Raw genomic sequence first — 14,739 nt, forward strand, 5'->3', positions numbered from 1 at the left:
TAGGGAGTGTCTTCAAGGGCGGGCCCGGCGGCGTCTGGTGCGTGCGATCGCAAGGCGGAGGAGGGAGTCCATGCGGTGGGGGCACCTCCCGTGCCCGAAGGGCTACGGGGGTGGGGGCACCTCCCAGGCGCGAGCTCTGGGGGAGCGTGCCAGGCGTCACCGGGCAGACGGGACTTTGAAGACACGACTTAGTGGTCCTCGGCGCCGCCGGCCGGCCGGTACCGAAGGAGGACGTTGCCGGAGCGGAAGACGGTCACCGCCCCGGCTCTCAGTTCGATGCGGTCCTTCAGACCGGCGTACAGGCTCCGGCCACGGCCCAGCAGCACCGGATGCACCAGGATCCGCAGCTCGTCCACCAGCCCCCGCTCCAGCAGCGTCACGGTGAGTCCGGAGCTCCCGAAGACCGCGACGTCACCGGCGGATTCGGCCCGGAGGCGGGCCACCTCGGCGCCCAGATCGCCGCCCTCGGTGCCGTGACCTCGGGCATCCGCTCCGCGGCCTCGGCGGAGGTCCAGACCTCGGCGAAGTGCTCGTAGGTGCGCCGCCCCAGCAGCAGGGCACCCACTTCGCGGGTCTGGCGCAGGTTCCAGTCGAAGAACTCCTCGTCGTAGAGCCCCCAGTCCAGCTCCCCTCCGGGCCCCTCGTGATAGCCGTCGAGGGAACAGAACAGGAACGCGAACACCTGCTGCTGCCGGCCATGGGGCGTCGAGCCGTGGTCCATCTCGTCTCCTTCCGGTCACCGCTGCACATCGCTGCACAGTGCACATCACTGCACATCACTGCACGGGGACAGACCGGCCCCGATGACGGAACTCATCGGCGAGGGGGGTGTTCTAGTCGAACCAGCGGTCCCGCGCCAGCTCCTCCGTCCGCGACGGGTCCTCCAGCAGCGCGGCGACCTCGAAGCGCCGCGGCCACTGGCCCGCCGCCCAGGCCAGACCCGCCGCGACGCCCTCCAGCGTCGAGGCGTGGATGACGCCGTCGGGGGTGCGGCGCCAGTCGAGTTCGACGCCGCCCGCGAGCAGTTCCTCGTGCTCGACGTAGGTGTCGGGGGCCGCGGGGCCGAGCAGCGCGTGGACCGACAGCGGTACGTCGTGCTCCTCGCCGACCGTCGTGACCTCGGCCTCGACCGCTTCGCCGAGCCGGCGGACCTGGAACAGCTCCGCGAGGTCCGCGGCCCGGGCCGGGGAGACCGGCAGCAGCGGGCGGCCCGCGGTCAGCGGCAGCAGGTCGGGGGCGTCGGCGACCAGCGCGTCCGAGGCGTCCACGACGCGCACCTCGCCGTCGACGACCGCGCGCAGCTCGTCCGGGAGCGTCACCTGGTCCGGGTCGAGGTCGGCCAGGGCGGTGTAGAGCGCGTGCAGCTGGGCCGGGCTGACGGTCCGGTCGGGGTCGGCGAGGCGGCCCAGCAGTTCGGCCGCTCCGCCCGGTTCGTCGAGGAGCGCGGCGACGGAGGTCCGTACGCCGAGCGCGTGCAGCACCTGCTCGTCCTCGAAGCCGGTCGCGTCCGCGGCGTCGTACAGACCGACCAGCAGCGGGTCACCGCCGGCCACGCGCAGGCCCGCGGGCCGACGGCCGTCGACCACCGGGTGGTCGCGCAGCCACCAGGCCGTGTACGGACGCACGGTCCCGGTCGTGCCGTCGGGCAGCAGCACCCGCACGGGCTGTGTGAGCGCGTCCCGCAACGGCGGCTGCGCGAGCAGGGCGAGCGCCTGCGGCCAGCAGTCGTCGTCGACCAGGTCCAGGTCGCGCACGGCGACGATCTCCGTCGCGACCGGCGGCAGCGGTGTGTCCGGCAGCCGGTCGAGCACGTCCTCGCACCACACGTCGACGGCGTCGAGCAGCCCCGCGTCGTCGGGCTCGGGGAAGTCCCCTTCGCGGGGCTCCAGTTCGTCGGGGTCGAGGACGACGTCGGTGGCGCGGACGAGGGCGAAGTTGGCCAGCACCCCGCAGGCGGCGAGCGGCTGTTCGCCCCAGCGATCGGCGAGTTCCAGGTCCACGAGGGCGAGTTCGTCCTCGCGCATCACGGCCGCGAAGGGGCTGCCGGGCAGCACGAGTTCGGCGGCGGGCGCGAGCTCGCCGTCCTCGTCGGGCAGGGCGAGGGCGCCCAGCCAGGGCTCGTCGCCGGGCTCCAGACCCGCGTCACGTACGAGCGCGAGCACGATCTCCGCGAGCTCCTCGCTGTCCGGGGCGTCCTCCTCCCACATCACCTCCCCGTCGTCGAGTGAGGCGGCGACCGAGGCCCGCACCTGCGGCGTGGTCAGCACCGCGCGGGGCGTCGCCGGCAGCGCGCCGAGCTTTTCGAGGAGGGGGTGGGCGGCGTCCGGGTGGGCCACCTTCAGCCCGAAGCGGGCGAGCCCGGCGGGGGTTTCGGGGGTGGGGAGGAGGACCTGGCGGGGGCCGATGGTGGTGCGGGTGCGCCCCTCGTCCGGGCCCCCCGCCAGCGGCACCGGGAGGCCGGAGAGCCGCTCGGGGTCGACGCCGGCGAGGCTGTCGTACAGCCGCCACCACCACTGCGGGTCGCGGTCGATCCCGGCGAGCCGGTCGACCGCCTCGGTCAGCGGCACCCGGGCGACGCCGAGCGTGCGCAGCTCCACGCGGCGCTCCAGCCCGGCGGGCAGCAGCGTGGGCAGCACATCGGCGAGTACGCGTACGGTCTCGGCGCCCGCACCCTCCACGACCTCGGCCTCCAGCGGCCGCAGCGCGAGGAGGTCCTCCGACGGGGCGGCGGGGGCGAGGAACGCGGTGCGGGGCAGCAGCTCCAGGATCGCCGCGCGCAGGGCACCGTCGAGCGCGCCCTTGCCGAGCGGTCCTGGCACCAGGTCGATGGTGCCCGTGGAGACGGGCTGCCAGTCGCCGAGGAGCTCGGCGTACGCCTCGGCCGCGCGCCGCACCAGGAAGTCGGTGAGCGGGCCGGGCGCGGGGTGGCGGCGGGCCGTGTCGAGGGGCAGCGTCGCGATGAGCAGCGCGGGGACGCCGAGCGGCTCGTCGGTGGGGGTCGGGGCGTGCACGACGGGCGCGGTCGCGGGGTGCACGGGCGCGCCCTCGGCGTCCACGGGCACCGCCCAGGTGACCGTCCAGTGCGGGCGCAGCCGCTCCTCGAGGGGGCGGTCGGCGAGGAGCGCGGTCTCAAGGGCGCCGTGGTGGGTGACGGTGCGCCAGCGGTTGACGCCGCGCGCGCTGTCGTCGATGTGGACGTACGCGCCCTGCTCGGAGCGGCGCAGGGTCCGTACGCCGTCCGGGGTCTCGACGACGACCTCGGCGAGGCCGGGGAGGGTGAGCAGCAGGGCGTCGTCGATGCCGTCGAGGAGGCGGGCGACGAGGTCCTCGGCGGTGCCGTCGCGCAGCGGCAGGATGACGACCGTTTCGTAGCCGTCGGGGGCGCTGCCCTCGGCGGGCAGCGGCAGGCGCAGCAGCGGTACGTGGCCGTCGCGGCGGCGCAGCTCGTCGCCGAGGCCGGGGCTGGCCTGGGCGGCCTGCTGGGCGAGTTCGCGGGCCTCGGCGAGGGACCAGCGGACGCCGCCGTGCCGGCCGACGACGGCGGGCTCGTCGCTGACGGCGAGGACGGCGGCGAAGCCGACGCCGAAGCGGCCGACCGCGGTCCGGTCGTGATCGCGCTTGGCCGAGGCGCGGAGCGTGGACAGCGACTCGACACCGGCGGCGTCGAGCGGCGCGCCGGTGTTCGCGGCGACGAGGGTGCCCCGCACGAGGGTGAGCCGGAGCCGGCCGGGCACCCCGGCGCGGGCGGCGGCGTCCGCGGCGTTCTGGGCGAGCTCGACGACGAGACGGTCCCGGTAGCCGCCGAGCGCGAGGTCCTCCTCGGCGTTGGCGTCCTCCCGGAAGCGGGCCGGGCTGGCCCCCCATGCGTCGAGCACCCCACGCCGCAGCCGCGCCGTCCCGAACGGATCGGCCCCCTCGGTCGTCCTGACGCTCACGGCTGTCTCCGCTCTCTTCTCAGTCCCTGTTACCGGTGTACCGCTGAACGCCCACCGGTGCGGCCCGAAGGTATCGCGTCCCGCCCACGGCGCGGCGCCCCGTCCCGCGGAGCGGGGCAACACGCCGGTGCGGGTGGGTCCGGCGGCCCTGGGCACCGCGGTCAGGCTGGTGCGGCCCGACGCACCGCCCTCGCGCAGCGTCCACGAGTCGGCCGGCGGCCTCAGCCACGGGGCGACGGCCCACCACCGGGCGGCACCCGGCAACGCGAGCACGGGCCGGGGCCGTGGAGGCCCGGCGCCCGCAGGGGTGCGGGTGCCGGGTACAGCCGTCCGGAGGCGGTTGCGGAGGTCAGGGGGCGGCAGCCCCCGGGGTACCTAGGAGTGGCCCAGGTCGTCCGGGGACGCCGTGTCCACGTGGTCCGGGACCGAGCCGCTGTCCGGGGCCGGGCGGAGGGGGAACTCGTCCGGGCTCATCGAGTCGAGGACCGGCGGCGCCGGGCGCGGCGGCTTCGGCATGACGGCCGCCTCCGAGTGGCCCCCGCAGCCGTACGACAGGGACACGACCCGTCCGTCCGCGGGCGAGAACTCGTTGGCGCAGACGCCGAACGCCTGCTTCAGCGAGCCCGGCAGCGGCATCAGGAACGCACAGGACACGCATGTCGCCGGCGCGGCCTGCGCCATCGGGGTCTTCGCGCCGTACGCCTCTTCCCAGCGGTCGGCGGCGACGTGCAGCCCGTACCGGGACAGCACCCGTGCCCGCCGCATCCCGAGCTCCTCCGCGACCGACGCGATCGCGCCGCGCGACGGCGCCCGGGACACGATCTCCGCGTCCTCCGCGTCGACCCGGTCGGCCATCTCGTCCGAGACGGGGGAGTTCGGCGGGGGCGTGTCCTCGCCCGAGTAGCCGGGCTCCAGGCGCAGGTCGTCCGCCTCGGTCGGGAGCAGATCACCGGGCCCGAGGTCGCCAGGCCGCAGCCGCTCGCTCCACGGCACCCACTCGGGGGCCAGCAGCGCGTCCGGCCCGGGCAGCAGAACCGTCTCGTCGAGGGTGACCACCTTCGCGCGGGACGCCCGCGCGACCGTCACCGCCCAGCGCCAGCCCCGGTACCCGGGCTCCTTGCACTCGAAGAGATGTGTGACCACCCGGTCGCCCTCGGACACGACGTCCACGTGCTCGCCGACCACGCCTGGCGCGGCGGTCTCCTCGGCGGCCGCGCGGGCGAGGCCCACCGCCTCGGCGCACAGACGATCCGGGGTACGCGGGGTACGGCTTCGCGTCGTCGCAGCACTCACAGGTCTCGCTTCTCTCCTACGCCGTCTCACGGGTGCACGCCGGCCGATGAGCGATGTACGGGCGGCGGGCGGAGCGGACCAGAGGGCCGCATCGACGTCCGCGCCCGGCAATCGGTCCCGTGCGCACCTATCTGTCACCCATTCTGCGGGATGACGAAGAGGCGCGCGGCCGAGAACTACCGCCGGTGGCGCGCTACGCACGCTACCCCCTCCGTGGCGCCCCGCCCACCTGCCCGTCCGAATCCCGGTTCGGGTCGAGGGCGCGTAGGGCACTATGGCGTCGTGACAGCCGCGCGGTCGTCCCCTGCCGCCGGGCCGCTGAGCAGGGCTGCCGGGCCGCTGCGCAGGGCCGCCCGGTCGGTCGGCCGTGTCCTGCACCGGCCGTTCACCGGCACGGCGAAGGGCATCCGCCGCGCCACCCACGCCCACGGCGCGGGCGAGTCCGGGCTCGGCAAACTCATCGAACTCCATGCCGTCAACGGGGCCGGCGACGTCATGATCACTGTCGCCCTCGCCTCCACGGTCTTCTTCTCCGTCCCCACCGACGAGGCCCGCGGCCGGGTCGCGCTCTATCTCGCGATCACGATGGCGCCGTTCGCCCTTCTCGCCCCCGTCATCGGCCCGCTGCTCGACCACATCCCGCACGGCCGCCGCGCCGCGATGGCCGGCGCGATGACGGCCCGCGCGGTGCTGGCGCTCATGATGTCGGGCGCGGTCGCGACGGGCGGCATCGAGCTCTATCCGGCCGCGCTGGGCGTACTCGTCTGCTCGAAGGCGTACGGCGTGATCCGCAGCGCGGTGGTGCCGCGGCTGCTCCCTCCGCGCTTCGCCCTCGTGAAGGCCAACTCGCGGGTCACGCTCGCCGGTCTGGTCGCGACCGGGATCGCCGCGCCGGTGGGCGCCGGACTCCAGCGGATCGGCCCCGAGTGGCCGCTGTACGGGGCGTGCGCGATCTTCGTCGCGGGCACGGTCCTCGCGCTGAGCCTGCCGCACAAGGTCGACTCGGCCAAGGGCGAGCGCAAGGCCCGCATGCTGACGCACGGCGAGCGCAAGCCCAGCCTGCGCACGGTCGGTCCCTCGGTCCTGCACGGCCTCCAGGCGAACGTGGCGCACCGCATGCTCTCCGGGTTCCTGATCTTCTTCCTGGCATTCCTGCTGCGGGTGCATCCGATGGCCGGGCAGAGCGCGGCGGTGTCGCTGATCATGGTCGGTGCGGCGGCGGGTGTCGGGAACGCCTGCGGTACGGCGATCGGGGCATGGGTGCGCAACCGGCCCCCGGAGGTGATCGTCGCCACGGGGGTCTCGCTCGCGCTGTCGGCCGCGGTCCTGGCGGCCGTCTTCTTCAGCCCGTTCATGGTGGCGGTGCTGGCAGGGGTCGCGGGCCTGTCGCAGGCGCTGTCGAAGCTGTCGCTGGACGCGATGATCCAGCGGGACGTGCCGGAGTCGGTACGGACGTCCGCGTTCGCCCGTTCGGAGACGCTGCTCCAGATGTCGTGGGTGGTGGGCGGCGCGATCGGGATCGTGCTGCCGCTGAGCGGCACCCTCGGTATGTCGGTGGCCGCCGCCATCCTCGCGACGGGCGCCGCGCTGTCGCTGCGCGGCCTGCTGGTCGCCTCCCGGCGCAGTACACCCCTGTCCTCGTCCTCCGCCTCCGCCTCCGCGCACCCGGTGCGCACCGCGCCACGGGTGCGGTGACCTCGACGGGCGGGTCCCGGGGGCGCGAAGTGCTCGGCTGTGCGCCACGCCGCACCCCCACGATGCGGTACACCGAGGGCCCGATAGCCTTCGGACCATGACCGTTGCCTCGCGGCGGAGCCGCACAATGATCCAGCTCACCGGCAAGCGCCGCCGGGCCGCCGCCGCAGTCGGTGCCGTCTCGGCCGGCCTCCTCGTACTCTCCGGCTGCGACCAGCCGACGCCGCTCGCGACCGTGACGGTCGGCACCGAGTCGGTCGCCACCGAGGCGGCCTGCTACAACGACGGCAAGGCCATCAAGGAATCGTTGATCCAGGGCTGCCTCAACAAGAAGACCGGGCCGACCATCGAGGTCTCCGCGGACGACAGGGTCCGCTTCGGCGTCGAGCCGGAGATCGCCGAGAACGGCTGGACGCTCTTCATCGGCGGGCAGCAGGCCGAGCCGGAGCCGTACCACAAGACGTACCGGTCGATCCCGGGCAGCGCCTTCTTCTCCACCGCGATGGGCGAGGCGACCAGCACCGCTCAGGTCAGCGTCGTGGAGACCACCGGCAAGAAGCTGACCGGCATCTGGCACTTCACGCTCAAGAAGTCCTGAGCGGCCGCGGCCGGCCGTTCCCAGCATGCGCGTACTCGTCGTGACCGCGGTCCCCGCGGAGGCGGACTCCGTCTCGGCGGGCCTCGCCGTCGCCCTGCCCGCCGCCGCGGCCACCACGTCCGCCCTGCCCGGCGGTCACGCCCTGCGCCGGTGCGCGGGCGCGGGCGGGACCGTGGACGTCCTGTCCGCGGGCGTGGGCCCGGCGGCCGCTGCGGCGGGAACGGCGACGGCCCTGACGGCGGCGGCCCTGACGGCGGTGGCGTACGGGACGGCCGGCGCAGGGGCGGCCGCAAGCGCTGGGTACGACCTCGTCGTGTCCGCCGGGATCGGGGGCGGCTTCCCGCACACCGCTCCGCTCGGCGCGCTCGTCGTCGCGGACGCGATCGTCGCCGCCGACCTGGGTGCCGGCACCTCCGACGGCTTCCTCGCCGTCGACGAGCTCGGCTTCGGCCGCTCGGCGCACACCCCGTCGCCTCTCTCGGCGCGCATCGCCAAGGCCGTCGGCGCCGCTCAGGGGCCCGTGCTCACCGTCTCCACCATCACCGGCACCGCCGCCCGCGCCGACGAGCTGATGCGGCGTCACCCCCGGGCCGCCGCCGAGGCGATGGAGGGCTTCGGGGTGGCCGAGGCAGCCGTGGCGCACGGCGTGCCCGTCGCCGAGATCCGGGCCGTGTCGAACGCCGTCGGCCCCCGCGACCGGGCCGCGTGGCGGATCGGCGAAGCCCTGGAGGCGCTGCGCCGCGCGTTCGAGCAGCTCGGCCCCGTGTTCGAGGCCCCCGTACCCGAGGAGGAGGTCCGATGACCACCGTCAAGATCGCTTACTCGCCCTGCCCGAACGACACGTTCGTCTTCGACGCGTGGGCGCACGGCCGCGTCCCGGGCGCGCCCCGCCTCGACGTGACCTTCGCCGACATCGACATCACCAACGGGATGGCCGAGCGCGGTGAGTTCGACGTCCTGAAGGTGTCGTACGCCGTGCTGCCGTACGTCCTCGACGAGTACGCCCTGCTGCCGTGCGGCGGGGCGCTCGGCCGGGGCTGCGGTCCGCTCGTCCTGACCCGGGGACCGGACCTCGCGGGCGCCTCCCGGGCCGAAGGCTCCGAGGGGCTCGCGGGCATGACGGTCGCCGTGCCGAGCGAGAGGTCGACGGCGTACCTCCTCTTCCGCCTCTGGGCGGCGGACGTGGTCCCGGAGGGCGTCGGCCGGATCGTCGTCCTCCCGTTCCACGAGATCATGCCGGCGGTACGGGACGGGAAGGTGGACGCCGGACTCGTCATCCACGAGGCGCGGTTCACCTACCAGAACTACGGGCTGCACTGCCTCGCCGACCTGGGCGAGCACTGGGAGTCGACCACGGGTCTGCCGATCCCGCTGGGGGCGATCATCGCCAAGCGCTCCCTGGGCGAGGAGACGCTGAAGCTGCTGGCCGAATCGGCCCGTACGTCCGTGCGCATGGCCTGGGACGACCCGGCCGCGTCGCGTCCCTACGTACTCGAACACGCCCAGGAAATGGATCCGGCCGTGGCCGACCAGCACATCGGGCTCTATGTCAACGAGTTCACGGCCGACCTCGGGGAGGACGGCTACGCGGCGGTGCGCGGGCTGCTCACACGCGCCGCGGCCGAGGGGCTGGTGCCGCCCCTCGGCCGGGATGCGCTGTCCTTCGTCTGACGGCCCGCTCGGCGGGCCCTGGGGGGTGTCCCTCTAGACGTCGAGCTGGTCGGCCACCGCGCGCAACAGGCCCGCGATCTTCGCGCCATGGGCCTTGTCGGGATAACGGCCGCGCTCCAGCTGGGGCGTGATGTTCTCCAGGAGCGTCGTCAGGTCCTGCACGATCGACGCGAGCTCGTCCGGCTTGCGGCGCTGCGCGGCGGCGACGGACGGAGTCGGGTCCAGGACCGTCACCGACAGCGCCTGGTCGCCGCGCTGGCCCGCGACGACACCGAATTCGACCCGCTGTCCTGGCTTGAGGCTGTCGACTCCGTCAGGAAGCACCGACGAGTGGACGAAGACGTCGCCGCCGTCGTCGCGGGAGAGAAAGCCGAAGCCCTTCTCGCTGTTGAACCACTTGACCTTGCCGGTAGGCACGTCTGTCCTCGTCCTCGTACTCGTCGGGAATTGCGTAACTGCGGGAACTGCCGGAACTGCCGGAACTGCGGAAAAACCAGTCTGTATAGCACTGCAGCGGGTCGCCCGACCCGCCACCACACAAGGCTAATGGTCCAGAGGCCACTGACAAGACGTCCCCGGTGGAACCTGTGCGCTGGGAACTACCCTGGTCGGGTGACTCACGAAACCCAAGCGAATTCCGCCGCGGCCGAAAACGGTCCCGGCAGCCCCGGCGACGGCCTCGTACGCATCGGCGGGATCGTCTTCATCGTCGGCGCGGTGGCCACGCTGGTGACGGTGGCCCCCCTGTTCCTCGGCACGGAGCCCTTCCCGCCGGTCGCGTACGCCGTATGCATGCTGATGGGCGTCGGGTTCCTGATCGCGGGCGCGGGGGTGCTGCGCTCGATCGCCGCGCAGCGCCGTCAGGCGCGCTCCTCCGCCTCCGCCTCCGCCTAGGGCGCGCCGGCGGAGGACGGGGCAGCGCAGCTCGCGTCGGAGCAGGCGGCGTCGGAGCAGGCCGCATCGGAGCAGCTCGCGTCGGTGTAGGCCGCATTGGTGTACGCCGCGAGCCACTCGGGGAAGGCCGTGAGGTCCGGCAGGACCACGTCCGCCCCCGCCTCCCGCAGTTCGCCCTCCGCACACGGCCCGGTCGGTACGGCGACGGACAGCGCCCCGGCGGTACGCGCCCCGCGCACGTCGCCGGTGTGGTCGCCGACGTACACCCGCGCCCCGTGCTCGCGCAGCGCCTCGGCCTTGGCCTCGGCCCACAGCCAGCCGACGACGGCGTCCGGCTCGATGCCGAGGTGGTCGAGGTGCAGCCTGGCGTTCGGCTCGTGCTTGGCGGTGACCACGATCGCCCGCCCGCCGAGCGCCTGGACGGCCGCCACGGCCTCGCGGGCGCCCGGCATCGCGAGGGTCGGGGCGATCGCGTGCGCGGGGTAGATCTCCCGGTAGCGGTCGCCCATCTCCTGGATCCGGTGGTCGGGGAACCAGTGTGCGAGCTCCTGCTCCAGGGGCGGCCCGAGCCGGGTGACGGCGAGGTCTGCGTCGATGTGGACACCCGTCTCGGCGGAGAGCGCGCGGTAGGCGGCGTGGATGCCGGGGCGGGAGTCGATCAGCGTCATGTCGAGGTCGAAGCCGACGGTCAGCGGGCGGGGGCGGGGTTCCGGAGCCGTGGGAGCCATGGAAGCCATTGTGCCGGTCGGGATTCGAACACCCGAAAGACGGCCCCCGGCTACCTCCGGCGCGCGCGCCAGACCAGGTACAGCGCCGTCGCCACCGCCGCGCCCCGCACCACCCACGGCCACGCCCCCGCGAGCGCGTCGCCCATCGCCTCGCCGCCGGCGGGGATCGGCTCGCCCCACTTGCCGTTGAGCCGACCCCAGAACCACACCCCGGTGCCCACCACCACCGCGACCGGAAGGCCGAGGACACCCCACTTCGCCTCCGTACGGGACAGCGAGCGCGAGCCGTACGCCACGAGCCAGCCGAGGGCGAGCGCCAGCCAGGAGCCGAGGACCGTACCGACGGCCAGGAGTACGGCGGCGGTCAGCAGCACGGGGTTGCCGAGCCGGCCCGGCAGCAGGCGGCGGCGTTCCGGAGCCTCCCCGTCGTCCTCCGCCGTGTCGAGCCCGTCCCGCTCCTCCGTCTCCTCGCTCGCCTCGCTCGCCTCGCTTGCCTCGCTTGCCTCGCCCTTCTCGGGCTGCCCGTCCGCTTCCTTCCGCGGCGGCGGCCGCAGTATCTCCGCGATCTCCACCCCGCCCACGAACCCGCCGATGCCGTCGCCGCCCTCCCCCGGGCCCCCGGGGCCGATCCGCCACCAGTCGGGTTCGCCCCCGGACGGGCCGAGCTCGTCCATCCCGGCCAGGTGCGGAGGCGACGCGGCGGAGGAGCTCCGCTGCTCCGGCACCGCCGCGGACGGCACCGAGGGCGCGCGCGGCGCGGAGGCCCGCCCCGCGGGCGCGCCGTCCCCGCCGCCTCCGTCCGCCGCCGCGGCCACCACCTCGTCCGGTGTCCCCAGCCGCCCCAGGATGCGGTGCACCGCGGCCGGGGTGTCGGTGTCGTACTTCGCGCGCTGCCGGTCGATCTCGTTCCGCAGCGACGACACGAGCCGCATCCTGGTCCCGGAGGGCAACTGGCGCTGCTGGGCCAGGTCGCCGACCCGGCTCAGATAGTCGAAGACAAGCTGGTCGCTCTCGATCCCCACGGTCGCCCCTCCACAGCGCGGCCCCGGCCACCCGCCGCCGGCGGGCGCCCTGACCCGACGTCAGGCTGCGTCCGGCCGGTCCTGCCGGGCTCGCGTGCCCTGGCACGCAGACTGATCCGGCCTGATCGACCGGACGCAGCCTAGCGCGCGGGCAGGGGCTAACGTGGTCCGGATGGGGACCGGTGAACTCGATCGGGAGGCACACGTGCCCGGAAGCGTGCCCGCACGGACGACCGCGGGAACGACGGCGACGACAGCGACGACGGCAGGGGCGACGGCGCCGCGCACCCTCGCGGAGGCGCTCCGTGCCCGCGGTGACGAGGGCCTGGCCGTGCTGCTGCGCGCCCGTCCCGATCTGCTGACCCCCGTCCCGAACGACCTCACCCAGCTCGCCACCCGCGCCGGTACCCGCGCCTCGGTCGTCCGCGCGCTGGAGCGGCTCGACCGGTTCGCGCTCCAGACCGCGCAGGCGCTGGCGGTGGCCGCGGAGCCGGCGTCGTACGCCACGGTCCTCGACCTCCTCGCCGGGGACGAGGACGGTGAGCGCGACCCGGCGGTCGCCGCCGCCCTGCCGCGTGCCCTCGGTGTCCTGCGGGAGCAGGCGCTGGCCTGGGGCGACGACGAGCGGCTGCGGCTGGTGCGCACCGCGCGCGAGCTGCTCGCCCCGTCCCCGCAGCACCCCTCCCCGACCGGGCTCGGCCCGACCGTCGCCGAGGCCACGGCCGGGATGTCACCGGGCCGGCTGCAGGAGATCCTCGCCGCCGCCGGGCTGGCGACGACGCACGACCCGGTGTCGGCGGTCACCGCACTGAGCGCGCTCTTCACCGACCGCAAGCGGATGGCGGCGCTCCTGGACACGGCGCCGCCGGAGGCGCTCGCGGTGCTCGACCGGCTGGTATGGGGGCCTCCGTACGGCGAGGTCACGGCCGATCCCGCGCCGCCGGTGCGCTGGCTGCGGGACCGGGGACTGCTGCTGCCCGCGACACCGCGCACGGTGGTGCTGCCGCGCGAGGCGGCGCTGTATCTGCGCGGCGGCCGCGCGCACCGGATGCCGGAGCCGGTGGCCCCGGTGGTGGCCGTCGCGGCGGAGCACCGTCCACAGGTTGTGGACAGTACGGCGGCGGGCCAGGCGTACACGGCGCTCGCCACGGTCGAGGAGCTCCTGAAGGAGTGGCAGACCGGCGGGCCCTCTGTGCTGCGCGCGGGCGGGCTGAGCGTGCGCGACCTCAAGCGCACGGCGGCGGTGCTGGACGTATCCGAGCAGATCGCCGCGTTCTGGGTCGAACTCACCTACGCGGCCGGGCTGGTGGCCTCCGACGGCGAGGCCGACGAGCGCTTCGCGCCCACACCCGCGTACGACGGCTGGCTCGACCTGCCGGCGGCGGAGCGCTGGACGGCGCTCGCGACGGCATGGCTCACGGCCACCCGCACGGCGGGCCTGGTCGGCGGCCAGGACACCAAGGGCCGCACCCTGGCGGCGCTCGGCCCCGACCTGGACCGCGGCTCGGCCCCCGAAGTGCGCCACCGCGTGCTGGCCCTCCTCGCCACCCTGCCCCCCGGCACCGCCCCGGACCCGGCCACGGTCCTGGCCCGCCTGCGCTGGGAGCGCCCGGTCCGCCACGCCCCCGGCCGCGACACGAACGCAGCCGGGGGCGCCGTGGCCGCCGCCCGCCCGGAGCCGGCGGACCTCCGCTCCCGCATCGCCACCTGGACGCTCACCGAGACCGAGCTCCTCGGCCTCACCGGCCGCGGCTCGCTCTCCACCGCGGCCCGCGCACTGCTGGGCGCGCGAGCGGGCGCCGGGGGTCCGGCAGCCGGTACCGCCGGAGCCGCCGGAGCCGCCGGAGCCGCCGGGGCCGCCGGGGCCGCCGGGGCCGCCGGGGCGACAGTGCCGCGCCCCGCGACCCCCGCCGAGCTCGGGGCCCGTGCCGTGCTCGCCGGGCAGGCGCTCGCGCCGCTGCTGCCCGCGCCCCTCGATCACGTGCTTCTCCAGGCGGACCTGACCGCCGTCGCGCCCGGACCGCTGGAGCGGCCCCTGGCCGAAGCGCTGGGGGTGCTCGCGGACGTGGAATCGAAGGGTGGCGCGACGGTCTACCGGTTCACGCCCGCGTCCGTGCGGCGCGCCCTCGACGCCGGGCAGGCCGCGGCCGACCTGCACGCCTTCCTGGCCCGCCACAGCCGTACGCCCGTGCCGCAGCCGCTCAGCTATCTGATCGACGACGTGGCCCGCCGCCACGGCCACCTCCGCATCGGCGCCGCCTCCGCCTACGTACGCTGCGACGACGACGCGCTCCTCGACGAGATCCTCGCGGACCGCCGCTCGCAGGGGCTGCGGCTGCGCCGCCTCGCCCCGACCGTGCTGGCCGCGCAGGCCGACCCGGCCGCGCTGCTCGACGGGCTGCGCACGATGGGCTACGCCCCGGCCGCCGAGTCCGCCGAGGGCGACGTCCTGATCACCCGCGCCGACGCCCGCCGCACCCCGCCCCGCACCCCGCCCGCCCCCGTGCCCGAAGGGCCGCCCGTGCCGGACGACACACTGCTCGGCGCCGCGGTGAAGGCGATCCGGGCCGGGGACATGGCCGCCACCGCCGTACGCAGGCCCGCCCCGCACACCGCGGAGGGCGAACTGCCCCGCACCACCCCCGCCGAGACCCTCGCCACCGTCCAGGCCGCCGCCCTCACCGGCTCCGCGCTCTGGATCGGCTACGTCAACGCCGACGGCGCCGCCAGCCAGCGCGTCATCGCCCCGGTGCGCGTCGAGGGCGGCTTCGTGACGGCGTACGACCACACCGCCGACGAGGTCCGCACGTACCCGCTGCACCGCATCACGGGTGTGGCGGAACTGGCGGAGGACGGGGCCTGACGCGCCCACCGCGCGGCGCCTGGACCGCCCGCCCGCCGCC

13 protein-coding genes are annotated in these 14,739 nt (G+C 75.3%); 6 read left to right on the forward strand and 7 right to left on the reverse strand.

Going from position 1 to position 14,739, the window contains the following annotated elements:
• Nucleotides 1–188: 188 nt before the first annotated feature.
• The 4 genes from KK483_RS15345 to KK483_RS15360 all read right to left on the reverse strand — a co-directional run bounded on the left by KK483_RS15345 (nt 189) and on the right by KK483_RS15360 (nt 5,228).
• On the reverse strand, nt 189–443 hold the full coding sequence (locus tag KK483_RS15345) for a dihydrofolate reductase family protein (protein WP_262005794.1): 255 nt from the start codon (nt 441–443) through the stop codon (nt 189–191).
• On the reverse strand, nt 377–721 hold the full coding sequence (locus KK483_RS15350; protein WP_262005795.1) for a dihydrofolate reductase family protein: 345 nt from the start codon (nt 719–721) through the stop codon (nt 377–379). The genes KK483_RS15345 and KK483_RS15350 overlap by 67 nt, the downstream gene beginning before the upstream one ends.
• A 112-nt stretch (nt 722–833) precedes the next feature.
• Nucleotides 834–3,935 carry a sacsin N-terminal ATP-binding-like domain-containing protein gene (locus KK483_RS15355; RefSeq protein WP_262005796.1) on the reverse strand — a complete coding sequence of 1,034 codons (3,102 nt, stop codon included), beginning with the start codon at nt 3,933–3,935 and terminating at the stop codon, nt 834–836.
• A 375-nt stretch (nt 3,936–4,310) separates the two neighbouring features.
• Nucleotides 4,311–5,228: a DUF3027 domain-containing protein gene (locus KK483_RS15360; RefSeq protein WP_262005797.1), complete on the reverse strand. Its 918-nt coding sequence runs from the start codon at nt 5,226–5,228 to the stop codon at nt 4,311–4,313.
• A gap of 282 nt (nt 5,229–5,510) precedes the next feature.
• On the opposite strand from KK483_RS15360, the gene KK483_RS15365 reads away from it, so the two are divergent.
• The 4 genes from KK483_RS15365 (at nt 5,511) to KK483_RS15380 (ending at nt 9,192) form a co-directional block, all read left to right on the forward strand.
• Complete coding sequence (locus KK483_RS15365; protein ID WP_262005798.1) at nt 5,511–6,923, forward strand: MFS transporter; 1,413 nt, start codon at nt 5,511–5,513, stop codon at nt 6,921–6,923.
• 97 nt (nt 6,924–7,020) lie between these two features.
• Nucleotides 7,021–7,521, forward strand: a complete 501-nt coding sequence (locus KK483_RS15370) for a DUF2771 domain-containing protein (protein WP_262005799.1) — start codon at nt 7,021–7,023, stop codon at nt 7,519–7,521.
• 25 nt (nt 7,522–7,546) lie between these two features.
• A complete protein-coding gene (locus tag KK483_RS15375) occupies nt 7,547–8,323 on the forward strand; it encodes a futalosine hydrolase (RefSeq protein ID WP_262005800.1) in 777 nt (258 codons plus the stop codon).
• The gene (locus KK483_RS15380) at nt 8,320–9,192 is read left to right on the forward strand and encodes a 1,4-dihydroxy-6-naphthoate synthase (RefSeq protein ID WP_262005801.1); all 873 of its coding nucleotides are present in this window, start codon (nt 8,320–8,322) and stop codon (nt 9,190–9,192) included. Before KK483_RS15375 ends, KK483_RS15380 begins: the two co-directional genes overlap by 4 nt.
• Nucleotides 9,193–9,225: 33 nt before the next feature.
• Here KK483_RS15380 and KK483_RS35325 read toward each other — a convergent pair whose 3' ends face one another.
• Nucleotides 9,226–9,609, reverse strand: coding sequence for a cold-shock protein (locus tag KK483_RS35325; protein ID WP_138054570.1), 384 nt, complete (start codon nt 9,607–9,609; stop codon nt 9,226–9,228).
• A gap of 195 nt (nt 9,610–9,804) precedes the next feature.
• Between KK483_RS35325 and KK483_RS15390 the strand changes: the two genes are divergently transcribed.
• Nucleotides 9,805–10,086, forward strand: coding sequence for a hypothetical protein (locus tag KK483_RS15390; RefSeq protein WP_262005802.1), 282 nt, complete (start codon nt 9,805–9,807; stop codon nt 10,084–10,086).
• Here the strand turns inward: KK483_RS15390 and KK483_RS15395 are convergent.
• Nucleotides 10,083–10,814, reverse strand: a complete 732-nt coding sequence (locus KK483_RS15395) for an HAD family hydrolase (protein WP_262005803.1) — start codon at nt 10,812–10,814, stop codon at nt 10,083–10,085. The genes KK483_RS15390 and KK483_RS15395 overlap by 4 nt on opposite strands.
• A 50-nt stretch (nt 10,815–10,864) precedes the next feature.
• Nucleotides 10,865–11,836 carry a hypothetical protein gene (locus KK483_RS15400; RefSeq protein WP_262005804.1) on the reverse strand — a complete coding sequence of 324 codons (972 nt, stop codon included), beginning with the start codon at nt 11,834–11,836 and terminating at the stop codon, nt 10,865–10,867.
• A gap of 172 nt (nt 11,837–12,008) precedes the next feature.
• Between KK483_RS15400 and KK483_RS15405 the strand changes: the two genes are divergently transcribed.
• Nucleotides 12,009–14,699, forward strand: a complete 2,691-nt coding sequence (locus KK483_RS15405; RefSeq protein ID WP_262005805.1) for a helicase C-terminal domain-containing protein — start codon at nt 12,009–12,011, stop codon at nt 14,697–14,699.
• Nucleotides 14,700–14,739 lie beyond the last annotated feature (40 nt).

It is taken from the genome of Streptomyces sp. FIT100, from assembly GCF_024584805.1.
In the GTDB taxonomy this organism is placed as follows: domain Bacteria; phylum Actinomycetota; class Actinomycetes; order Streptomycetales; family Streptomycetaceae; genus Streptomyces.

What these genes read in the sequence shown, in the direction of transcription:
- KK483_RS15350 (WP_262005795.1), bottom strand. Translation starts at nt 721, where the DNA reads ATGGACCACGGCTCGACGCCCCATGGCCGGCAGCAGCAGGTGTTCGCG.
- KK483_RS15370 (WP_262005799.1), top strand. Translation starts at nt 7,021, where the DNA reads ATGACCGTTGCCTCGCGGCGGAGCCGCACAATGATCCAGCTCACCGGC.
- KK483_RS15375 (WP_262005800.1), top strand. Translation starts at nt 7,547, where the DNA reads ATGCGCGTACTCGTCGTGACCGCGGTCCCCGCGGAGGCGGACTCCGTC.
- KK483_RS15380 (WP_262005801.1), top strand. Translation starts at nt 8,320, where the DNA reads ATGACCACCGTCAAGATCGCTTACTCGCCCTGCCCGAACGACACGTTC.
- KK483_RS15395 (WP_262005803.1), bottom strand. Translation starts at nt 10,814, where the DNA reads ATGGCTCCCACGGCTCCGGAACCCCGCCCCCGCCCGCTGACCGTCGGC.
- KK483_RS15405 (WP_262005805.1), top strand. Translation starts at nt 12,009, where the DNA reads ATGGGGACCGGTGAACTCGATCGGGAGGCACACGTGCCCGGAAGCGTG.